Genomic DNA, 17,459 nt, shown 5'->3' with positions numbered 1-17,459 from the left:
TATCCGTGAAAATACCCCTTGGTTTTTTGTTTATCTGAAATTCTCCTTGAATTCCAGAAATATATGCTCTCGTAAGTTCGTTGCCGCATTTGCTACAAGTTTCCATTATTTATCATCCCTTATAAGTTATCGTATCCTACCCGCATTACTCTCTTTTATACGATTCCTAAATTAATAAAGTTTCAATCCTTCTTCAACAAACCTGCCCCCGTTAGTTCCATAAGAAAATTTCTTTAATTACATAATTGTTTATAAAAACTGATACATTGGATTACCTGTAACGCCATATGCGGTGAAAGTCGCACGGTACTGATGTGAAAAAAAAAAGATATAAATCCTAACTCTTACGTATTTATGAGCTTTATAAGTGTTTGTCGTTTAATGATTAGATATAAAATCGGTTTTTTGAGACTAAAAAACAAAAAAATACTTGTTATAAAGACGAATGGAAATTGCATACATATCAGTTATTTTTTCTAAAAAAAAGAACATACTAAGGTGACACTGTATATAAGGTGGTTAGGATAATCAAGAAAATACTTACGAGTCTCCAAGAAAACACCAAACAGCTAAAGGAACGTTTCAACGACACAGCTGATTTTAGAGTCAGGAAATTAAAAATCGGGTCTAATCGTCCTATAATGGTACATCTTATTTATCTTAACGTAATTAAACCACTATTAGATCCAACGAAGGAGACCATAAAAAAATACTCGCTTTTAGAGGATGTTTCAGAGCATATTATTAAAACAGCAGAAGTACTCGTTGCGAATGAGCAAAAGGAATTAATTGATGCTATTCTTAACGGTAAAACGGTTATCCTATTTGAAGGTATCGAATCAGGAATTATTGCTGGTACTACACAGTTTAAAGAGAGGAATATTGAACAAGCTATCAGTGAGCGTTCACCAAGAGGGCCTTTAGTTGGACTTACCGAAAATCTTAATACAAATGTAAGCTTACTGCGCGGAATGATTAAGACACCTAATTTTTGCGTGGAATCAATAGAAATCGGAACACTTTCCAAGACAAATGTTTCTATTCTCTTTTTAAAGGAAGTTGTTGACAAGACAGTATTAGCAGAGGTAAGAAATCATATTGATAAAATATCGATTAACTATGTACTAGAATCCATGACGATTAAAGAAGCATTTGAAGGTAGGTCAACCATTCTCTTCCCGATGAGTGAGGATTCAGAACGCCCGGATGTTGTTATATCTTCTTTATATGATGGAAAAGTTGTGGTCCTGGTAGATGGGAGTCCATACGGCATTATATTACCAAGTCTATTTGTTTCGATGTTCTCGGCACCTGATGAATACGATCAAAAGTATGGCAGACTAATGAATCGATTATTAAGGTTTACGTGTTTTTTCCTATCCATTTACTTACCGAGCATATATGTGGTACTTGTAAAGTTTTATGCAGATGGCTATCCAGATAAAGTTACAAAAACCCTTCTAACAAACGATGAACTGGTTCCTGCATTTTGGACGATGATAATACTTATCGTATTAACAACTATCTTAATAGACGTTACTTTTAGAGTTCCTCAAAGTGCCATCATCCTTATCTCCTTGTTAGCTACAATTGCAATCGGAGAAACGGCAGTCACAGCTAAGATCATCCATCCTGCAAGTCTAATTGCGATAGCGATAACCTTTCTTTTAGGTTTGGTCATTTATAACAAACAATCAGCGGCTGTGATATCAACACTTCGCATACTATTTTTACTTGTGGGATATCTCTTTGGGGTTCCAGGAATGATAATAGTCACAACGCTATTAATATCTATATGGTCTCTCTACGTTCTGTTGGCGTCCCATACTTGTCGCCTATCATACCGTTTAAACTTGAAGAATTAAAAGATACGTTATACAGAGGGAAATTGAAGAAATTACACAACAGTAAGCATAGCTTTCCAAACGATAACGATAGCTAAAAAAACATCAAAGAGAGATTACGGTTTAATTAAATCGTAATTTCATCTTTGTTGAACTAACCTGCCCATACAGTTCCATAAGAAAAAGCTGTCTTAAAGATAGCCCCGATCTTCAGCTTACGCACCCGTTAGTTCTATAAGACTTATTGTTGAGTTGACAAGTGAAGGAGGAGGAAGCAGGATGGGGAAGATCATTAGAAAAGATAGAAAAACGCCCCAAAAAAGGCGTTCAATTTAATCATTTTTATTTATTTTACCGTCGTTCCCCTTGTCGATACCAGTGGCGTTATTAACTATTTGTGGAAACAAGTTTAACCCCTGATCCAAAGCATTCATTGAATCGGCTTTTTGGCCGAGATTTTTTGATTTTTCTTGTTTTTTCATTTTTATCGCCTCCTAAAATTAGGATTCGTAGTAAATCAAAAAATATTCCAAAGAAATTTTTAAATGATGATGTTGCACAGTTCGAATAAACTATGCTGCTTAAACCAATCTGCCCCGTTAGTGCCATAAGAAAAAGCTGCCTTAAAGACAACTTCGATTATCAGCTAACGTACCTAATAGCTTAATAAGGCCTAATTTAATATTTAATTTTCTTTTTAAAAGAAGTTACAGCTAGACGTTCTGTCACATTTGTTTCTCCTGTAATTGAGAAACCATTTTTTTCATAGAAATTTATTGCTGGTGTATTTTTAGAACCAGTTGATACTATTATTGTTTCAATATCTTCCTCATTTTTTTCAATGAATTCTAATAACATTTTGGAAATTCCTTTTCTAAAATGTGTTGGATGAACCATTAGACGATGTATATCGATTACACCTTTTTCAACTTTTATAGAAATGACTCCACTTAACTCTTCATTCAAGTAATACCCATAGAAAGTTTCACCGGATTGTTGTAACGTGTCAACTGTATCTTTTAATGGCGGTATTTCATAAAAATGAATTAACTTTGCCTCTACCATATAGGAAGGTAATTGAATGTTTAATACTTCCTCAGCTAATTTAGGATTAGTTATATCGATTTTTTTTATCAAAGTTGTTCTCCTTTTAATTTCTTCTTAAACTAACCTGCCCCGATAGTTCCATAAGAAAAATCTGCCTTAAAGACAGCTCTGATCTTCAGCCAATGCACCCGTTGCACTTAAATCCACTCTTTTCCATGTTCACGAATGAATTTAATATCGTTTTGATAATGTTCAAGATGCCCTTCATCTATCATCATTTGAAAAGCAATGTCACCTTCACTTGCTTTTCTTGTAATGGTTTTACATAACCCCTCCAATCGTAGCAATACCATTTCCAAATAATCTTCTTCTATTCCCTCACCGTAAGATTCAAAAAACAATCTAACTCTTTGTTTTATACGGTTAGCGTGCTGTATTGAATTATAATTAACTTTCTCACCTGTTTCAGAAAGATAAAATCTACTTAAGGGGACGCAAGTGTAAAGAGTGTAAGCTATGTCCCAAAGTTTTGGGCCGGGTCCAGCGACATCGAAATCAATAATACCTATTGGTCTTTCATGTTTAAAAATAATGTTGTATATCGCAAAATCATTATGGCATAGTACCTCAAATTGTTGAGGGGTGTTATCTATCGATTGCCAGCTACCATCAAATGAAAAATCGCTGACAGAATCATGATAAAGACGGAGCATTTTCGCTATTTCCATTAAAACATCATCAGACCGCATGTATTCTTTTAAAGGATGATTACCAGCTTCTCCTTCAATAAATGATAATATCTCTCTTCCCTTTTCATCAATACCTAAAAACTTTGGGGCATAACTGAAACCTTTGTTCTCCAAATGCTCTAATAGCTTATGAACTCTAGGACTATCTGGCTTTAATTCTCGTCGCACAGTATCTCCCGAACGATAAACGTTAGAGACATTCCCTCCTGTTAGCATTTCTTCGTTTTCATGGTTTGACATCTAAATACCCCTCCCTATTTTTATCTTCACTCATTTGAGCACCCCATTGAACAATCATTCCTTTTGATGTTTCACCACAAATATCCATTAATTTTGTTGAACTATCCTGCCCCTTTAGTGCCATAAGAAAAAGAGCTGCCAAAGCAACTCTCTTATTGAAGTAAAGCACCTGTTATTGAAGAATTGTCATCGTATTATCTAAAACTTAAACACCAAATATCAATGTTCCTAAAATCATATATACAAAAGGAAAAAATAATAAGACCGAATTTACAATGATAGCACCAATCGTCAAAGCATCCTTTTGGATTTTATGTGCTTTTGAAGCGAAGAAAAGACCAAAAAGACAAAATACTAAAGGAAAAAATATAGGCAATCCTTCTATCTTTTCGAGTGTAACTATATCAAACAGAAAATTCACAATGAAAATTAGAGGAACAAAGAATAAAGAATAAGAAACAATAATAAATGTCTTTTGCATAAAAAGCCCCTTTGAAAAAGTATGTTCCTTAAATGCTAACATAAAACAAGTTATATTTGGGTCAATTTCCCATTATTTTATGCAACTAACCTGCTCCGTTAGTTGAAGAAGAAATGGAGCTGCTGATCAGCTCCTTTTAATGAAATGAAGGACTGTTAGCTGAAGAACAACAATTATAAATACCTTTCTTGAAGAAAAAGGCGACCCTCGATACTGACACGACAGTATTAAGGGTAGGTTTTTTGGGGGCACCTCTATATTCTATTCCATCCACTTTTTGTAGAGGGCATCAAATTTCCCCTGCAGCTTCATTTCATCCATCCACATTTCCAAGTAGCTTGCATAAATGAAATCACCCCTCGGGATCATATAACCTTTTTCACTGTTTGTGAAAGGCTTGTCAGTTCGAGCCGCATACAGTTTGGAATCAGCTTTTGCATACAGCATTTCTTCTACTGTGTCAGTGATCATGACATCATACTTACCTTCTGCAACAAGATGCGGGATATCAAGGTTGTTTTCTACAACGGTTACGTTAGCATTGCTTAGATACTGACGGACAAATTCTTCGTTTGTTCCGCCAGGATTTACACCGATGCGTACAGAAGGCTTGTTGATATCCTCAATGGTAAGATACTTGTCTTTATCTTCCTTGCGAATCAAAGGCACCTTACCGAATGAAAGGTAACCTTGTGATACATAAGCGCTTTTTTGTCTGGCTGTATTTCGGGTCACACCGCCCACAGCGATATCGAATTTGTCCGCTTCCAGGTCTTTCATCATCGCAGGCCATGTGGTGGCGACAAATTCCACCTTCACACCAAGGTCTTTGCCAAGTTCTTTGGCAGCGTCCACATCAAAGCCTTCATACTCATTTGTTTTCGGATTCAAATAGGTAAAAGGTTTGTAATCCCCGGTCATTCCTACCCGAATGTATCCACGTTCGATTATTTCATCAAGCTGGGAAGCCTCTGCATTTTTCAAATGCCCTGGTGCATGTCCAGTTGCGGGTTCAGCCGAGACGTTTTGCGAGGAGATCAGGTCGTGACCGACGTACCCTGTACCTAGCAAGGATAAGCTGATCACTCCAGCCATTAGTGTTTTTTTCCAATTGTTAAACATGTGATTTTACCTCCATTTTTTTCTATATTTTTAATTAATCTACCAATTATTAAAAATACAACAAAATAAACGAATCACCTTCAAAAAAACAAACACTTTTTTATATTTAGGTTGAATTAGCGTAGCCGTTAATATGAAAAGGACTGCATATATTGGACATATCTAACATGTGCAATCCTCATTTAATTTCTTGCTGAACTGAACCACCAAATGAAAAACTTATTATTTTGCACAAACAATGAAACTATTCAATGAATTCTCATTTCCATTTGAAGTGTTCATCAATTCATAATAACTAGTTATCAACGGCTGTATCATGGAAGGAACTTTAATAAATTCTGCACGGATACTATTTGCATAATTTTTTTCCCATTGACCGTCTTGTAATAAGGTTGCATCGACTGTGAGTTGTTTCACCACATCAAAATTTGCTTGCTGGAGTAGCTCGTGTATTTGAGTTTTATGAAACAAGTTTTGGATATTTCCTTCATTCTTTACGAAGTTTGAATACAATGCCAGAATGGAAACTGCACAAAAGTGGGAACGTTGCGTAATGCAGGTAAAATCGAGGTCCCATTCTGCAAAACATATATGTTTTGCCAAACCACGAATTTTTTTAAAGTATTTCAATAAATCCTCTGGTTGCTTGAAATACCAAGAACAATGGGATAATACCGCCACATCAAATGGCAAAGTTGATTCAAAAGAATCAAAATCCATTTCAAAATGGAAGTCAATACGTTCTCCTAATAGAGATTTCTTAATACGTTCAGTTGCTTGACCTAAAGTTAACGGTGCTCCGTAATCGGGACTAGCAATATCCATTGCGACAACATATCCGTTTTCTCCTACCGCGTCGGCTATTGCAACGGTTGTATCCCCCTGCCCGCAACCTATTTCTATTACACGCATTCCTTTTTGAATCCCGAATGCTTTTACTAAGTCCAAACGGTGCTGCAACTGAACTTGTTGTATCAAATCATCCTCAAATAATTGATATTTCGATAAAAAGGATTTTGTTTTTTCGTTTAGTTGAAATGACTTCAAGTATCATTCACCCCACATTTATTGTGCATTGGTTCATCAACACTGAAAAAGGATGCCTAGCAATCTCCTAAGTAAAGCACTCGTTAGTTGAACAAAGTAACGAACATCTCAACTTTGGCCAAACCATTTCGCAGTTGGCTAATATGAGCCTGATGATATCTATTATGGTCTGCCATGTGCCAAATACTCCATTTAATCGTGGCTTCGTTACCATTTTCATATTCAACTTGTTGATTTATTGGTTCAAATCCCTCTTCAAGTTCCAATGGTATCACCTCGGATTTCTACCAATATTATACTTTAAATAGACGATTTCTAGTTATGAACTATCCTTCCCTATTTGCTCCATAAGAAAAGGAGCTGCCAAAGCAACTCCTTTTTAAAGGAATATTATGTTTCACGATCTAGTGGAGGTAATTATCACCATTACCGACGAGATGGCTTGGCAGACTGTCGGAGGAATGGCAGCGGATTCGGAAATGACCTGGAACGTTTTTTTAATAAAATAAAATGCAGGCAACCTCTCTTTTCTTAGAGTGTTGTCAGAGTAATATATCTTTAATTCTTTTATATGAGTGATAATTGGGTCATAAACGTTTCCTCCACTTTTTTATGCTTAGTACAACCAAAAGAAGAGGCAAGTATAAAACAAGGAAGGCCACGCTGTATGGATTGATTACTTTATTTAATATAAATAAGGATTCGACATCGAAAAAAAGTATATTGACAAGCAGTATGATTATGGACATTACCCATAAGGGATACCTTTGCTGGACGTTGAATAAACGTTTGACACCCCTGCTGGCAGCCCACAAAGGAATGATCATGTTGGGTATGATGACGATGGCCCACCAAGAAACAGTTATGTATTCGAAACGTTGAATAAAGGGCAATTCAATGACACTGGTCAATGAGAGTGTTGGCCATAGGGTAAGGACCAGCTGTTTCTGTGAATAAAAGACTGTCGAAACAAAATAAAGCAATAGGATCAATAACGTAGTGGTCAAGGCTCCTCCATGAGCATACTTTTTTGATGTTTCAGGATTTTTGATGAACGGATAAAACATCAGGATCATTTCAAAACCAAGCATTGATAATGAAGTAGTTCTGGTTCCTTTCATTATTTCGCTTAACGTATGATCGAAAATAGGAAGAAAACCGGTGAAATCCGCGAATTTAAAGCCATATAGAGGTACAAATAAAAGCCAGTATGAAGCGATTACGGTTAAAAAGGCGATACCCGTAATGGTTCGGAAACCTCCCGTACATATATAATAAATCAGGATCAGGAAAACCAAAGCAAATGCCCAAGAAGGTATCTCTTCAAACATCCAAACATGAATGATGTTTATATAGCCGATTATGATCGTCATTCCAAGAATAAAAAAATAAAGAATGAATAAGAAACTGAAGAAATTCCCAATCCATTTACCCCATGCCTGATTATTAGCAGAAATGATATCACCGGGAACAATACTGAAAATCTTATATATAAGCCATATTAATATATGAACAATCAGTCCGGCTAGGAGTATGGAGATCCAGCCATCGGTTCCCGTCGCCTTAGCTAAATCCCTTTGAAAATTTAACACGCCTAATCCAGTTTGCATGGAATGCAATAAAAAAAACACATAGAATGGCGATACCTTATACTTTTCATTCACACCAGCTTGGTTCATAATGTACCCTCATTTATATCACGCTTATTTCCTATGTTAATAATCTGGCTTTTACAGGACTAATTTATTCAAAGGAAACAAACGTTAAGTAGGTATGCTTACTCATTTTGAAGGTCTAAAAGTTTTCAATATCTATCTTTATATTAAGGCTGTTTTCGCATACTTTGTTGCTAATTACCAAGTAATGCGGTGTGGTTGATTTCCCCTCCAGATGCTCGCTTTCCGCGGGGCGGGCGGTGAGCCTCCTCGGCGTAAACGCCTGTGGGGTCTCACCTGTCCCGCTGCTCCCGCAGGAGTCTCGCACTTGCGCTCCAATCAACCTTAAATCGTTTCGTTTTAAAAACAACAACCTTTACGAAAAGAGCCTATATTAAAGAATAATAAATTGGCTTTGGCTTAATTGGGATTAGCTGAAGTATCTCCCCAATTGAATCCGGAGCCACGTAAGTTAAAGCACAATCATTCGCGATGCCTGCGCTATTTTCAAAAGTGTAATGCAGCCCTATACGATAATCATCACTTCCTGGGTGCAGGAAATTACGACCACTGTAAAGATGTTTAAAAAATGGGACCATAGCGCAATAATATAAGCAACGTATGTCTGTCTTTATCCCACTAAAGGAGGAGTATCTATTTGAAGATCTCTTCAATATCATTCAAAGAACCTCCTGTTTATCATGAATTCCCTCCCCTCTATGAAGGTTTAGGGCTGCTTGAGGTATCTTCATTCATTCAGCAGCGATTTGAATTTGCATACACCTTGGGAAAAGTCGAAAAAACGGGGCTTGGCAGCATTCGCCTTTATAAACTTCGGGGGGATCTCGAAGTACATATATCTGATAAATTGCCAGGAGTGGTACCAATAAAGCTTCAGCAATTAAAGTGCTTGTTACTGGAGAAAGCCAAAACAGCTTTCATCGAAAATATTGAATCCGAACCAGAAAAGCGAAAGGTGTACTACGGCGAATTTCGTCGCACTGGAAAAGACGCTGAATAGATGTGCTGTTCCACAAACTGGCGGCCTGTTTATGAAAGATCATTGTTTTCTTGGTGAATTTGTTTTAAAAAAAGAGTTCAAAAAAGGCTGCCGCAGCAACCTCCAATCCGTTTTATTTATCATTATCTAAATCATCATCAAGAAAAGACCTTTTATCTTCTATAACTCCATACTTTTTTTCAAGAATTTGACCGATATTTGAATTGTTAATTCCTTTTCTTACTGCTTTTTCAATAACTATATAGAGAATGAATAACCCAACAACAAAAAATATAATTTCCTTCACTAAAAATCCCTCAAACAGCATGCCATTATTTTCCTTTATTTTACCATAAAATCCACAGTTCCTTGTTGAAGTAACCGTTTGTTGCATAAAAAAAGGAGCTGCTGAACAACTCCTTGAAATGAATAATAGCCCATCCACAGACAGGCTAACCGGTATAAACACTTTCACACGTACCAGGTTTTGGTTCATAATAACAATGATTTTTAAATTGACCAGCAAAAGGTTGATCGTACCATGTTGGAGGGCATGGAGCATATGGATTAAAATACCAAAGGGCATATTTCCCTGGGTGTTGTCTCCAATATTCCAGATTCTGTTTTGCTAATCTTTTTTCAGCAGTTCTCGCTCTTTGGTAAAATACATTACCTTTTTGAACAGCTTCAAAAGAATAATTTCCTCCTTGTACTTGATAAATGACTTGTGGAATGGTTCTTAAATCTTTAAAGTCCAAACAATTTGCTTTAAGACGATTAACAATTACATTTCCAACATATAACATTCCTTGTAATCCTTCACCTTCGGCTTCAGCTCTCATCATCCTTGCCATTAAGTCAACGTCTGAACTTCGGTAACTTACTCTTCCCATTTTTTCACCCCAAAAATATCGTATGAAAAAAAGCCTGCATTAATGCCATGGTTCATAAAATAAGAATGCTTTTAAAGCTCATCGTTTTTAAGTGAGACGCAAACTTAAAGACAGCTCCCACTGAAGCATTGAATAATCACAGGAAAATTGTACCCGCGGAGTATATCAATAACAAACACATAATTAACCGAAATGGCTTGTCATGTTTAGCAAAAAAATCTTTGAACAGCGAGCCGAATCCTGACCACAGAAGCAATGCCATCCATCCCAGAAAAATAGTTATCGCTAAATAGATAACAACGAATTTAAGCGACTCATTAAACGGCAGAATAAACGCACTCAACACGGTTAAATAAAACAATATGCTTTTGACATTGATAATTTGAAGAATGAAACCTGATAAAAAAGAAGATTGCACATCTCTGGATTCCTTCTTTGAACCCTTTGGAATGCCAATCTGCCAAGCTAAGTAAAGTAGATACGCTGCACCGGCTATTTTAAAATATGGCTCTGCAATAGGAATCCAATTGTAGAGGCTTGCTGTAAATACTCCGCTCAAGATCCCTAATGCTGCAAATCCTGCCAAGATGCCGCCAGTGAACCTCCAAGACCCTAAAAAGCCAAATCTCCTTGCTTCATTCATCAATAAGATGTTACTTGGTCCAGGCGTAATCGATGTGATAATCACATACGATAGAAATGCTATTATACTCATGATCTCACCTTCATTTACTATTTCCTAAAGAACAGTCTTTATTGTAAGATGTCTATAACTATAAATAAAATTGAAATTAAAAAATTCATTATCATTTTTTTCGATACATCATCCAGCATAAGGAGAAACGATATGGAAATTAGACACCTTATAACGTTTCAGACGATTGTAGAAATAGGAAGTTATACAAGGGCTGCTTCGAAGTTGGGTTATACTCAATCCACGATAACTTCTCATATACAGGCACTCGAACATGAGATTGGCGGTGAACTTTTCACTTATGCAAATAGAAATTTGCAGCTTACCGCTCTAGGCAGAGACTTAATGCCGTTAGCGGAAGATTTACTTTCCACCCACGAACAGATCAAGAATTTGCACTGCACCAACGAAGTTAAAGGTATTTTAAAAGTGGCTGCACCAGAGTCTTTAACAATCTCCAGGTTAGGTCCAATAATAAGGGATTATTCCTTGAAATATCCTGATGTCAAAATCATATTAACAAACGGTACATGTGGCCAAAACCAAATCGACTTAATAAGTGGGCGGGTAGATGTCGCTTTAATGGTGTATCCAGAAATAAAATCGGAAAAATGCATTTCTTATTCCTTGATTGAGGAGAAAATCGTTCTTGTGAGCAGTCCTGATGGTCCTGATCATTTTGATGAATATAAAAAAGGCGGCACCAACACCAACCATTTTTTCATCACAAATGAAGAAGGCTGCAGTTATCGGACAATGTTTGAAAGATATCTATTCAAGCATGAAATGGATAACTTTCAAACCATGGAGCTATGGAGTATAGAAGCGATCAAACAGATTGTCATGAGCGGACTTGGGTTTTCCGTTTTGCCTTTCATTACAGTGAAAGAAGAAGTGGAGAGCGGCAAGCTTAAAATCCTTGGTCATTCTGAAAATCTAGATCCAATTTATTCCTATATGCTGATAAAAAAGAAAAAATGGCTTTCGCCAGCAGTGGAGGCTTTTGTTGAAGTTGTATTGAACTCGTTTAGTAATACCGAGAAAATGTGTCTTAATTGAAGGCTCTTTTCGTAAAGATTGTTGTTTTTAAAACGAAACGATTTAAGGTTGATTGGAGCGGAAGTGCGAGACTCCTGCGGGAGCAGCGGGACAGGTGAGACCCCACAGGCGTTCACGCCGAGGAGGCTCACCGCCCGCCCCGCGGAAAGCGAGCATCTGGAGGGGAAATCAACCACACCGCATACTTGGTAAATAGCAATAAATTATGCGAAAACAGCCTAATTGAATAATCATATGCTAGTAAGATAAGGATATTTTTTGGCGGATAAGGTTGCCGAAAGAATCCACATGACAAACACTCTCCCCTTAAATGGACAGAAAAAAAGAGAACTTGATGTTCTCGATTGTCTATTTGAAGGGGATTTTTTATGGCCAAAAAGGGGCAAATCTTCTATCAATAAAATTAATGCCTTTTAGGTATCATTTTCATGCATATTAACAATTAGAAGTTATGGGTGAAGGAGCATAGTATTAAAGAGAAATAATAAAAAAACAAGTGAGGTAATTTAATGGATTGGCATCAAATCAATTATTTTCAAAAAGTTGCAAGTGTCCAGCATATCACTCGTGCAGCAGAACAATTATCCATATCCCAGCCTGCGCTCAGTCGGTCCATTTCAAAGCTTGAAGACGAATTAGGTGTACAGCTTTTTGATCGAAAAGGCAGGAATATATATTTGAATCGATATGGAAAGATGTTCTTAAACCGTGTGGAGCAATCAATTAAACAAATTGAAATTGGAAAACAGGAAATATGGGATGAAATCCACCCTGATCATGGCACGATTTCCTTGTCCTTTTTGCCCTCTCTTGGGATACATGTGGTTCCAGACATAATAAGTTCATTTCAAAAAATGCATCCGAATATCAAGTTTCAATTAACTCAAGCCTCGAATCGGCAAATTATAGAGAAATTAAAATCAAGAAAGGTCGATTTGGCTCTTACCTCACTGCTCCATGAGGATAAAGAGGTGAACTGTCAGCCACTCTTAACCGAAGAGTTATTTTTGGCCGTATCTTTCGATCATCACTTAGCATCTTGGGATGCTCTTGACTTAAATATGGTTAAAGATGAACCATTCATCTCTTTTAAAAATGATAATGTACTTCAGACCATTATTAATGATTTATGCAAAAAAGCCGGATTTTCGCCGGATGTTGTGTTTGAAGGCGAGGATATTGGGACGGTATCCGGGTTAGTCGGTGCAAAATTAGGCGTTTCTTTAATACCTGAATTACATGTTTTGGATAGAAGCAAAGTGAAGCTTATACGTATCAGTAACCCAGTCTGCAAAAGGGAAATTGGAATGGCTTGGTTACAAGATGCCTACTTGTCGCCTGTTGCCGGGAGATTCATTCAGTATATAAATCGCTTTTTCAAAAACGATTAAAGGAGCAGCCTTGAAAAATGACTTACATGAAGCGTGGAACAAAAGAATTTAAAAAGGTAAACTTTGCTTTATTTGCAGGTGGATTCTGTACCTTTGCCATACTTTGGGGAACACAGCCCCTCCTTCCTGAAATCGCAAAGGAATTTCAAATATCACCGGCGGCTTCAAGTTTGAGTCAAACATCCACAACGATTGCATTGGCCATTAGCCTATTGATCGCTGGCACATTATCAGAGATTTATGGGCGTAAGCGAGTCATGACCATATCTTTGGTAGCATCATCCATGCTTGCCGTATTAACAGGGTTCATGCCGAATCTTGATTTGCTGATTACTTGCAGAATATTACTGGGCATAACGTTAGCAGGGCTTCCAGCGGTGGCGATGGCATATTTAGGAGAAGAAATCGACCCAAAAAGCTTAGGAATGGCCATTGGTTTATATATAAGCGGAAATTCATTTGGAGGAATGGCAGGGCGGATCATTACTGGGATATTGACTGATTATTTTGGTTGGCGCACCGCATTAACCGGGATTGGCGTCGTTAGTTTGGCTGCGACTTTTATTTTTTGGTCATTCCTCCCTCAATCAACCAATTTTAAAGTGCAAACCTTTAAAGTAAAACAATTTGGGATTGGGTTGTTTAGCCATTTTAAAACACCCGGTCTCATTCATCTTTTTCTGATTGGTTTTTTATTGTCGGCTGGCTTTGTTTCTTTATATAACTACATTGGGTTTCAGCTCATTAACCCGCCCTATTCACTTAGTCAAACCTTAGTTGGATTTATCTTCATCGTCTATATTGTTGGTACATTCAGTTCTACATGGATGGGAATGTTAGCAGATCAATATGGTAAAAGCAGGATGTTGCAATTATCCATCATTATATTAATGTTTGGGGTTTGTATCACATTGAACCTCAATCTATGGATAAAAATTTTCGGAATAGCAATCTTTACTTTCGGTTTTTTCGCCAGCCATTCTATAGCTAGCAGCTGGGTTGGCAGATTGGCCGCTCAAAATAAAGCCCAAGCAGCTTCACTATATTTATTTTCCTATTATTTTGGGGGAAGTATTGTAGGAACGGCCAGCGGTACATTTTATATTAATTTTGGGTGGATTGGCATTGTCATCATGATCGCTGTTCTTTCAACAATATCACTCTTGATTTCAATTAGTTTAGGAGCGATTTCTTCACGAAAAATAAAGTTCTTGAAAGTTCAATAAAGCAATTTTATTGTAACATCCTCAAAAAATGTACTAGTTACCCCCAACAAAGTAGAAGATTTGACATCCTGCTTTGTTCGGGGTTTTTTCCTTTGAATAAAAAACATAAATTTTTCAATTGACTTTTTGAGTAAAATAAAATAAAATTCAAAGCACTTGATTTAAACTACTCTAATTAGAGTAGTTTAAATCAAGTACTATACTATTAAATCAAAAGGATGGATTCAACATATGAAATTTACTGCATTCTTAAAAACAAGAGGTGCAACTGCAGCAATCTTTATGGGGATTTTCTATGCAGTTGCCATGCTAGGCATCTTCTTGCCTGGGTATACAGCCATACCAGGAAATGTCGATAAATTACCTATCGCCATCATCAATGATGATGCTGGTGAAAGTGGTGCGATGATTGCCGATCAGTTAGAAGAAAATTTACCCTTTAAAGAAATAGAGACGGATATAACCAATAAACAAGCCTTAAAAGATTTAGAGAAAAATGACTTAGCATTAGTCGTTCACATCCCGAAAACGTTCTCTGAAAATATACAAAAAGGTGAAGCGTCATCAAGCATTGACTTTACAATCAATGAGGCAGGGGCAACAGCCGTTTCTTCTACTATGAATTCTGTCGTAACTGAAATTAACAATCAGTTAAGCACGCAATTCTCACAACAAACGGCCCAGGGCGTATTGATGAACTTTAATGTACCAGAAAAGCAAGCCGCTGAATTAGCGGAAAAGATTGAGAAATCCTATGTAGGAAATGTAGTTACAATCAACGAAATACCAGATGGCATGAATCATAATATGCTGCCCATGTTCTTGACAATGGCCGGTTATGTCGGGGCGATGATCGGGGCGATGCAAATAGTAGGTGCATTTAGGGACAGCCGGGGAAAAGCAAGTAAAACACGTTTATTCATTTATGTGCAATTGGCTGCGTTATTGATTGCAGTGGTTTCATCACTCATCGCTGTAGGTGTAGCGTATTTAATTGATAAGCCAAGCGGTGACCTATTCTTCGGTATAGTAGGTCAACAAATACTGAACTATATGGTTTGTTTTAACTTCACTGCGATTTTAATCTTCTTATTGGGTGAAGGCGGCATGATTTTAAACTTACCGATTTTATTAATGCAAACAATAGCAAATGGTGCCACCATCTCACGTGATATGATGCATTTACCATATGAATGGATGAGCCACATTTCCCCGATGTATTACTCGGTGCAAGCGTACTTTGCAAACCTGTATGGCAGCATCAGTCCAAGTCCGTATATTTGGTCAATGGCTGCGGTTGGTGCCGCTGCGATGGTAATTAATATGGCTATTGTCGCGTTTATACAAAAACCGATGCCAGAAGAGGTTTCTGAAACAGAAGTCGAAAAGAAAGCGGCTGAAATCACAGCTTAAGTTTTGCTACAATAAGGAGATGATACTTCTTAAAGGAGCGTAGAAAATGTCCATTCAAATTTTTATATTGAGCAAGCTGATGGAAGATAAAAATTATCCTTATAAATTAAAAAAGCAGCTTTCAGAACCCATTCCTTTGGATCGTCTAGGCGGGTTAACGGAAAGTAAACTGTACTACCATTTTGAATCATTGGTAAAACAAGGTTTAGTCGAACCAGTTGAAGTGATAAAAGAAGAACATCGGCCTGATAAACAAGTATTTGCGATTACGGATAAGGGTCGCGAAGAACTACCAAAGAAAATCTATAAATTATTTGAAAGTGCGGATGAAATTAAGGATATGATTGTTGGTTTAGCCAACATCAAGTATGTAGATCGGGATAAAGTAGTGGATATATTAGAAAAAAAAGTAAAGTCCATCAAGGCACTTTGGGAGCATCTTGGGAATTTCGAGCCAGAACCTAAAGGCAACGAGAATATTCGTGAATTTTTGGATGGTTATTTTTCGACCAGAACAGATCACACAATATATTGGTTTGAAGAGTTAATTAAAAGGATTAAGACCAAGGAATTGTAAGTCTACTTTTGGCAGGCGTTTCAAACTTAGATTAAAAACAAGATTTACGTGCACATGGCGGTACTACGCCGAATGTAGCGAAATTAGCCCAATCGCTTAACCAAAAATAACAGCTATGTGAAAACACATAGCTGTTATTTTTCATATTTCCCAGTTTGTCGGCAAAAGGAGCTCCATCTGAATTTTAAAACAAAGTTGATCGGAACGTAAGGTACGAGACTCCTGCTTAGAAAAGCGTGTCCAGGGGAGACCCCGCAGGAGTCTCCCGGACCGCCCGCGGAATGCGAGTGCCTGGAGTGGAAATCAACAACAATTATTGTATAAACCCTCACATACTTAATCGGAATAAGTTAACGAATCATCCACTTAGTCCAAACCAAAAATTTTCCCATATATTCTGAATTCTCGGTTCCATATTCTCTTTACCATAATAAGAAAATTCCATGAATATCCCATCAATCAAACAGAGATAAGACATGATTAAGTTCTCGATTTTCCCTTGGCGTATTTCTTTTTTGTCAATTCCTTCGACAAAGATGGCATGTAAGATAGCGGAAAATAATTCTTCAGATCTAAGGAATTTATCATTTAAGATGTGCTTCAAATGCTCCGGCGGAAAGATCATTGCCCTCTTTAAAAATGTTGCTTTATCTTCATGGTTTTTATAATAATTACAAGTATCAAGAAGGATGTGCTTTAACTTTTCTTCACAAGAGAGTGTATTTATTTCTTCGACAAATTGTTCGACCTGGTGTATATGCTCTTCCAGAATTTCTTCAAACAGACACAAGAAAAGGTCATCCTTACTCTTGAAATGGTTATAAATTGAAGGTTTTTGTATACCTACCCTCTTGGCAATTTCCGATAAAGCGGTTCCCTCGTATCCGTACTTAGTAAAAAGTGTTAAGGAAATGTTTTTAATTTCATTTTTTGTCATAATGAGCCCCCAAACTATCTAACGTTAGTTAATATCATTATAAACTCATTTCCTTTTTTAAACTAAACATTTGCTACCTCTATT

General features: G+C 37.0%; 19 protein-coding genes and 1 pseudogene. 7 read left to right on the top strand and 13 right to left on the bottom strand.

Annotated features, from left to right (window positions below; translation table 11 throughout):
- Positions 1-515 precede the first annotated feature (515 nt).
- Positions 516-1,942 (top strand): annotated as a pseudogene (locus BW986_RS20730) (spore germination protein).
- Positions 1,943-2,176: 234 nt separating this feature from the next.
- Here BW986_RS20730 and BW986_RS30340 read toward each other — a convergent pair.
- The 9 genes from BW986_RS30340 to BW986_RS20695 form a co-directional block, all read right to left on the bottom strand.
- Positions 2,177-2,326, bottom strand: a complete 150-nt coding sequence (locus BW986_RS30340) for a hypothetical protein (RefSeq protein WP_167555960.1) — start codon at positions 2,324-2,326, stop codon at positions 2,177-2,179.
- Positions 2,327-2,522: 196 nt separating this feature from the next.
- Positions 2,523-2,981 (bottom strand): GNAT family N-acetyltransferase, encoded by a 459-nt coding sequence (locus BW986_RS20725; RefSeq protein WP_076370302.1) that lies wholly within the window; start codon positions 2,979-2,981, stop codon positions 2,523-2,525.
- Positions 2,982-3,088: 107 nt separating this feature from the next.
- The gene (locus BW986_RS20720) at positions 3,089-3,880 is read right to left on the bottom strand and encodes a phosphotransferase (protein WP_076370300.1); all 792 of its coding nucleotides are present in this window, start codon (positions 3,878-3,880) and stop codon (positions 3,089-3,091) included.
- Positions 3,867-4,022 carry a hypothetical protein gene (locus BW986_RS30335; RefSeq protein WP_179086125.1) on the bottom strand — a complete coding sequence of 52 codons (156 nt, stop codon included), beginning with the start codon at positions 4,020-4,022 and terminating at the stop codon, positions 3,867-3,869. The genes BW986_RS20720 and BW986_RS30335 overlap by 14 nt, the downstream gene beginning before the upstream one ends.
- Before the next feature lie 63 nt (positions 4,023-4,085).
- Positions 4,086-4,361 carry a hypothetical protein gene (locus BW986_RS20715; protein WP_076370298.1) on the bottom strand — a complete coding sequence of 92 codons (276 nt, stop codon included), beginning with the start codon at positions 4,359-4,361 and terminating at the stop codon, positions 4,086-4,088.
- A gap of 261 nt (positions 4,362-4,622) precedes the next feature.
- Complete coding sequence (locus tag BW986_RS20710) at positions 4,623-5,483, bottom strand: transporter substrate-binding domain-containing protein (RefSeq protein WP_076370296.1); 861 nt, start codon at positions 5,481-5,483, stop codon at positions 4,623-4,625.
- Positions 5,484-5,705: 222 nt separating this feature from the next.
- A complete protein-coding gene (locus tag BW986_RS20705; protein ID WP_076370294.1) occupies positions 5,706-6,530 on the bottom strand; it encodes an SAM-dependent methyltransferase in 825 nt (274 codons plus the stop codon).
- A gap of 83 nt (positions 6,531-6,613) precedes the next feature.
- A complete protein-coding gene (locus BW986_RS20700) occupies positions 6,614-6,796 on the bottom strand; it encodes a hypothetical protein (protein ID WP_076370292.1) in 183 nt (60 codons plus the stop codon).
- A 321-nt stretch (positions 6,797-7,117) separates the two neighbouring features.
- Positions 7,118-8,209, bottom strand: a complete 1,092-nt coding sequence (locus tag BW986_RS20695) for a GerAB/ArcD/ProY family transporter (RefSeq protein ID WP_076370290.1) — start codon at positions 8,207-8,209, stop codon at positions 7,118-7,120.
- A gap of 634 nt (positions 8,210-8,843) precedes the next feature.
- Between BW986_RS20695 and BW986_RS20680 the strand changes: the two genes are divergently transcribed.
- Positions 8,844-9,206 (top strand): hypothetical protein, encoded by a 363-nt coding sequence (locus BW986_RS20680; RefSeq protein ID WP_076370284.1) that lies wholly within the window; start codon positions 8,844-8,846, stop codon positions 9,204-9,206.
- A gap of 112 nt (positions 9,207-9,318) precedes the next feature.
- On the opposite strand, the gene BW986_RS20675 is transcribed toward BW986_RS20680, so the two are convergent.
- From BW986_RS20675 to BW986_RS20665, 3 genes are all read right to left on the bottom strand, one after another.
- On the bottom strand, positions 9,319-9,579 hold the full coding sequence (locus BW986_RS20675) for a hypothetical protein (RefSeq protein ID WP_311316566.1): 261 nt from the start codon (positions 9,577-9,579) through the stop codon (positions 9,319-9,321).
- Between the two features lie 58 nt (positions 9,580-9,637).
- Positions 9,638-10,078, bottom strand: coding sequence for a cell wall hydrolase (locus tag BW986_RS20670; RefSeq protein ID WP_076370282.1), 441 nt, complete (start codon positions 10,076-10,078; stop codon positions 9,638-9,640).
- 136 nt (positions 10,079-10,214) lie between these two features.
- Positions 10,215-10,793 (bottom strand): LysE family translocator, encoded by a 579-nt coding sequence (locus BW986_RS20665; protein WP_076370280.1) that lies wholly within the window; start codon positions 10,791-10,793, stop codon positions 10,215-10,217.
- Between the two features lie 132 nt (positions 10,794-10,925).
- On the opposite strand from BW986_RS20665, the gene BW986_RS20660 reads away from it, so the two are divergent.
- The 5 genes from BW986_RS20660 (at position 10,926) to BW986_RS20640 (ending at position 16,438) form a co-directional block, all read left to right on the top strand.
- Positions 10,926-11,831, top strand: coding sequence for a LysR family transcriptional regulator (locus BW986_RS20660; RefSeq protein WP_076370278.1), 906 nt, complete (start codon positions 10,926-10,928; stop codon positions 11,829-11,831).
- Positions 11,832-12,340: 509 nt separating this feature from the next.
- A complete protein-coding gene (locus BW986_RS20655; protein WP_076370276.1) occupies positions 12,341-13,222 on the top strand; it encodes a LysR family transcriptional regulator in 882 nt (293 codons plus the stop codon).
- Positions 13,223-13,239: 17 nt separating this feature from the next.
- Positions 13,240-14,448, top strand: a complete 1,209-nt coding sequence (locus tag BW986_RS20650; RefSeq protein ID WP_076370274.1) for an MFS transporter — start codon at positions 13,240-13,242, stop codon at positions 14,446-14,448.
- Between the two features lie 231 nt (positions 14,449-14,679).
- Positions 14,680-15,861, top strand: a complete 1,182-nt coding sequence (locus BW986_RS20645) for a YhgE/Pip domain-containing protein (protein ID WP_076370272.1) — start codon at positions 14,680-14,682, stop codon at positions 15,859-15,861.
- 46 nt (positions 15,862-15,907) lie between these two features.
- A complete protein-coding gene (locus BW986_RS20640) occupies positions 15,908-16,438 on the top strand; it encodes a PadR family transcriptional regulator (protein WP_076370270.1) in 531 nt (176 codons plus the stop codon).
- A gap of 358 nt (positions 16,439-16,796) precedes the next feature.
- Here BW986_RS20640 and BW986_RS20635 read toward each other — a convergent pair whose 3' ends face one another.
- Positions 16,797-17,375 carry a TetR/AcrR family transcriptional regulator gene (locus BW986_RS20635; protein WP_076370268.1) on the bottom strand — a complete coding sequence of 193 codons (579 nt, stop codon included), beginning with the start codon at positions 17,373-17,375 and terminating at the stop codon, positions 16,797-16,799.
- Positions 17,376-17,459 lie beyond the last annotated feature (84 nt).

It is taken from the genome of Peribacillus simplex, from assembly GCF_900156045.1.
GTDB classification, from domain to species: Bacteria; Bacillota; Bacilli; order Bacillales; family DSM-1321; genus Peribacillus; species Peribacillus simplex_D.
The sequence above is the reverse complement of the archived record's forward strand: the minus strand, read 5'-3'. Positions and strand labels throughout refer to the sequence as shown.